General features: G+C 41.1%; 5 protein-coding genes. 2 read left to right on the top strand and 3 right to left on the bottom strand.

The window, feature by feature from the left end:
• From A1D16_RS21090 to A1D16_RS21080, 3 genes are all read right to left on the bottom strand, one after another.
• Window positions 1–316 (bottom strand): hypothetical protein (locus A1D16_RS21090; protein WP_290713482.1); only part of this gene is annotated, 316 nt, incomplete at its 3' end.
• Window positions 309–986: a DUF4974 domain-containing protein gene (locus A1D16_RS21085; protein ID WP_290713479.1), complete on the bottom strand. Its 678-nt coding sequence runs from the start codon at window positions 984–986 to the stop codon at window positions 309–311. The genes A1D16_RS21085 and A1D16_RS21090, both read right to left, overlap by 8 nt.
• Before the next feature lie 28 nt (window positions 987–1,014).
• Complete coding sequence (locus A1D16_RS21080) at window positions 1,015–1,521, bottom strand: RNA polymerase sigma-70 factor (protein WP_290713476.1); 507 nt, start codon at window positions 1,519–1,521, stop codon at window positions 1,015–1,017.
• A 241-nt stretch (window positions 1,522–1,762) separates the two neighbouring features.
• Here A1D16_RS21080 and A1D16_RS21075 point away from each other — a divergent pair, with 241 nt between their 5' ends.
• Together A1D16_RS21075 and A1D16_RS21070 are read left to right on the top strand one after the other, a co-directional pair.
• Window positions 1,763–2,533 (top strand): class I SAM-dependent methyltransferase, encoded by a 771-nt coding sequence (locus A1D16_RS21075; protein ID WP_290713474.1) that lies wholly within the window; start codon window positions 1,763–1,765, stop codon window positions 2,531–2,533.
• Between the two features lie 20 nt (window positions 2,534–2,553).
• Window positions 2,554–4,392, top strand: a complete 1,839-nt coding sequence (locus A1D16_RS21070) for a hypothetical protein (protein ID WP_290713471.1) — start codon at window positions 2,554–2,556, stop codon at window positions 4,390–4,392.
• Window positions 4,393–5,063 lie beyond the last annotated feature (671 nt).

The following is a 5,063-nucleotide window of genomic DNA, read 5'->3' as shown; positions in this document are numbered from 1 at the left end:
GTACCTGGAAAATTACATAGGACTTATACAATTGCCAGTTCAACGAAGTTTGCATTTTCATCCGCTCCAAAACGGCATACACCGAATAACTGCCTGTACGAAAATAGATGGTTTGGCTGCCTTTAACTTTCCGCGAGTTAAAGGAAACTCTTATGTTCGTGCGCTGGTGAATAAGATGTGTAAGTGAGTCGAGTGAAATTCTTTCCGATAGATTAAGTTTTGATTTTTTTAGATCCGTCAGCGATTGGGCAAGCACTGAATTTGTTCCAACCAGTAAGAAGAGCAGCGAACAGAAGAACAACAATAGTTTATTCACACCCATCGCCAAAAATAAGATAGTTTTTTCCATCTTTATCGGCCTGGTAGTTAAATTTCAGTGTAAAGGATAATACACTCATAACCTCCTCCAGTTCTTTATGGTCGAAATAGGCGGTTACAAAACAGTTGTTAAACTTTTTATCCGGCACCTTAATGGAAACTCCATACGCCTGCTCAATTTCTTGCAAGGCATCTGTTAAACGGGTATTGTTGAACGAAAAAACTGCCAGTCTTTTTTTATCGAAGGAAACCGTTTCAGCCGCCTTTTGCGTTTGCCCGCTACTATCCCTGTTTTCCCCGGCAACCTGTTCGGTAGCAGGCAATACGGGTACAGGTTCCTTTTCACCGCCCTTATCGCCGGCAGTTCTGGTGAAAAAATAAACACCACCTAATAAGAGTACCGATATACCCGCAGCAGAGATCAGGTAAAAGCCTGCGGACCCTCTTCCAAAACCGGTTCGAGTTCCTTTTTCAACTGCAGACCAGGCGGTTGAGGTATCGGGCAAGGTATAACCGGGTCTGCCTGCTGCTTCATACAGTTTAAAGTACTCTTCAAAGGTGGTTTTGTTTTCCGGTGATGCATTCACCCATTCATCCAAAGCCATAGCTTCCTCAGGACTTGCTTCGCCGGAGAGGTATTTTGACAATAGGTGTAAATAGTCATTCATCTTTTTAAAATTATTGCATTTGTCGAAATCAGATTAATTCATTCAGGTCCTGTTTTAATGATTTAAGTGCTTTTGAAATATGTGCTTCCACTGTTTTAACAGATATATTCAATTCCTGTGAAATCTGCTGGTAGGTTTTTCCAGAATCCCTGCTTAATAGGAATACCTGTTTGCATTGTGGGGGTAGTTTTTCCAGTGCACGTTGAATAGATAACCTCAATTCCTTTACTTCAATACTATGCTGCCCCAACCCCGCAAAAGCAGGCTTACTGATTGTTTCCAGCGGGTCGAAGGTTTTGTCTCTATTCAGCGAGTTAATGCAGTAATTATGCACCGATCTGAATAGATAGGCTTTGATGGAATGTTCAATCGTGATTTGTTCCTTATTCTTACAAACCCTGACAAAGACCTGCTGAACAAGATCCTTTGCTTTTTCACTATCTCTTACCAGGGTATAGGCATAGCGATGCAATGAAACAAAATGTTCCATAAATGCCTCTTTGATCTCTACATCTGAAATTCCCAAACTATGCAAGCGAACTGATTGAATAAATAAATAGGGTATAGAGTTATGACACAAGAACACTGACCAACCCTATGTACCCGGCAATATTTTTCTCAAATTTATTAAATATACATTATAACAATTTCTTATCTACTGTAAATCAACTATTTATTTCTGCAAAAATGGATTAACACGATTTTTTGATTTTATTAAAAAGCGCCACATAGGGTAGACGAAGCCAGTGGTGTCTCACTTAAAATCAATTTTCTGTATGAACGCCATTTTAGCAACCGCAGAGAGAACGGAAAATGTTTCATCCGTTGGAAATTACATTACAGCCAGGCACCAGTTCGCTTATGAACATATACGGCATAAACTCGGCCCGCTGGTTATTGAATTAGGATCGGGCAACGGATATGGTATCACCAATTTATCAGGTAACTGTACCGCTTATATAGGAGTAGATAAATTCCTGCCGCCATCCATCCAGTTAAAAAAAGGCTGCTCCATGTTCAGGTCTCGTTTACCCGACCTCAAAAACGTAGGTAGCAATTCCTATGACACAGTGATCTGTTTCCAGGTAATTGAACACATCAAAAACGATGTACGGCTTTGCCAGGAAATTTACCGGATTTTAAAACCAGGAGGCAGGTTATACCTGACCACACCCAACAAATTGATGTCACTCACCAGGAATCCTTACCATGTGCGGGAATACACGCCGTTAACCATGCAGCAACTTATAGAGTCGATCTTTGAGCATTTTTCCATTCAGGGTATCTATGGCGACCAGGCTGTAATGAATTACTACTACCAAAACAAAGCACAGGTTGACCGGATAACCCGCTGGGATCTGCTCAACCTGCAATACAGGCTTCCTGCCAGGTTATTGCAACTTCCCTACAATATTGCTAACAATATTAACCGCCAATTACTCTACAGGAAAAACACCGGGCTGGCGGCTTCCCTGCATCATTCCAATTTTTTCCTCAGTCATGTTACGGATCGCTGTATGGACTTTTTTATTACTGCCACCAAATAGTCAATTCCTGCACCATTGCTATGAAAACGCACAATATTGGGTACCCCAGAATAGGAAAACAACTTGACTACCTTACTGCATATAGAAAATACTGGCTTGGACAGATCAAACAGGAAGAACTTTTACTAAAGGCAAAATCAGTTCGGCTGGAAAACTGGAAAGAACAACAGCTGGCAGGCATTCAGCTCATTCCCTGTAATGATTTCTCGTACTACGACCTGGTGCTGGATACCTGTATTTTATTTGGGGCTATACCGGAAAGATTTCGCGAACTCAGCTTCGATACTGCCTACCCCGACCTGGACCTGGGTTTTGCCATGGCAAACGGATATTTTGACCAGCATAAATTTATTGAACCCATGGAAGCGAGCCATTGGTTTGATACCATGTATCATTATATCGTTCCGGAATTCATGGAAAACCAACATTTTCAGCTGAGACCCTGGAAAATTATCCAGGAATTCAAAGAAGCAAAGCGAATGGGATTTACCCCCAAGCCGGTTTTGCTGGGGCCCATTTCTTTTTTACTATTGGGCAAAGAAGTAGAAACCGGGTTTCACCGGATGGAATTAATCGGCAACCTGCTTCCGAAATATATAGACTTGATTCAGCAGTTGGATCACCTTGAACTGGAGTACCTGCAATTGGATGAACCTTGTTTCAGAACAGAGCTATCGGCAGCTGACAGCCTCTTGGTAAACCATGTTTATAAGGAACTGAGTAAACGGTTTCCTGCTCTCACCATTATTCTGGCAACCTATTTTAAACTGCCTAAAAAAAACATACCGATTTTAATTAAGGTTCCGGTAAAAGTAATTCATATCGACCTGGTTAATAACCCCGATCTACTGGCTGAGTTTTTTAACCAGCAGTTTGTCAAAACCACCAAGATCTTATCACTGGGTATTGTAGATGGTAAAAATATCTGGAGAAACGACTACCAGCAATCGCTTGCCATCATTCATTCTGCGCTTCGGTATCTGGGAAAAGAACGGGTATGGCTGGGACCTAATTTATCTTTGCAACATGTGCCGTATGATATTGAGCTGGAAACGGATAACTCCGGCATAAAAAATAACATGCGACAATGGTTTTCCTTTGCCAAACAAAAACTACAGGAAATCAGCAGCCTGGCCAGGATCAGCCTGAATGAAGACATCCTCTACTCCACCATACAATTGATTGATAACAATGAGATAATGGAAAACAGGAGAGATTCGCAGGAAATACATAAGCCGGTTGTAAAGGAAATCATCCGTCCCATTTACCATGCATTTACAAAGGAGGAAACAGTGGAGTTAGGCCAGCCTGAAATTGAAAATCCCATCGCTTTCACCAGTGGCAAAAAACTACCGTATATCATCGATGCAGAACGGTGCCGACAAAAAGAACATATTTCCATGGTCTCTTATATGGACGGAATTGTGGCAAGTAAGTTCGGCTGGGTACAAACCAAGGGCGATACCTGCATAATTCCATTGATCATATACGGGGATATACGTTGCAAAAAAAATGTATCGAAGGACTGGACGCCGGATCCGGCTTTAGGTACCCCAAATGAGAGTATCCGGGTACTGGGGCCTTTATCCTTGCTGAAGCGAAGTTATATCAGAACAGATCAGCCCTTTGTATTAACAGCCCTGCAATTATCAGTATGCCTGCAACAAATGCTTTCCGACCTGTTGCGTGTAGGACCAAATACCATTCAGTTAACAGAGCCCGAATTGCATACCTATTTTACCAACCCTCAGAAAACACCCACGGAAACGGCCCTGGTAAATAACCTGTTAATGCTTACCCTTCCGGAGCAGCCTGGCAAAATAGAAATCCTGGTTTGCAGGCTCAACAGTTCAATGTAAGCAGCCAAATGAGCATTAGCAGTGCCTACCAGCGGGACCTGCATGTTCAACCATATTCTCAGGTATTTGTCCACAAACTGCTCCCCTGCGTTGAAGATTAAGTGAGCAAGACTGCAAAAAACAGGCGGCGTACAGCGGTAAAAGCTTGTGGTCCAAAGTAGAAAACCATCCAGGTTCTCTTTTAATAGGCGAAAGTCGAGATGTCTATAGATTTGATATTGACCAGGATGATTTATGCGAAGCGATCACTTTATATTCTTTTTTCAAAGGCAATAAAAAAAATTTGCTAAAATTAATACAGATAAAAGATCTAAAGTATTTCCATTTACAAACTTTACAGGTCCCATGGAAAGCTCTTGGATAATTGACAAATGGTGGAACGAAGAAGAAAAAATTAAGCTTGGCATAAGTCAGAAAAAGGATAAGTAAGGACTACTTGATTTTTCCTCATTAGTAGAGGACATCGCAATTTCGTTAAAGAACCTTCAAGAAGGAATAAAAGAGTTGTCTGAAAAAAAAGTCTGAAGTAACAAAAAATACGTTCAAACAAAAAGACCTTTTCGATATTGAAAAAGGAAAATCGATTTATACAAAAAATTACGGAAACCTAAATAAAGGAGGCTATCCTGTTTAGTCTGCATCGAATAATGCGCCTTTAACCTATATTAAAA

The sequence above is a fragment of the Flavihumibacter sp. CACIAM 22H1 genome (genome assembly GCF_001601815.1).
Taxonomy (GTDB): Bacteria; Bacteroidota; Bacteroidia; order Chitinophagales; family Chitinophagaceae; genus Flavihumibacter.
Note: the sequence above shows the minus strand (reverse complement) of the source record. Positions and strands in the feature narration are given on the sequence as shown.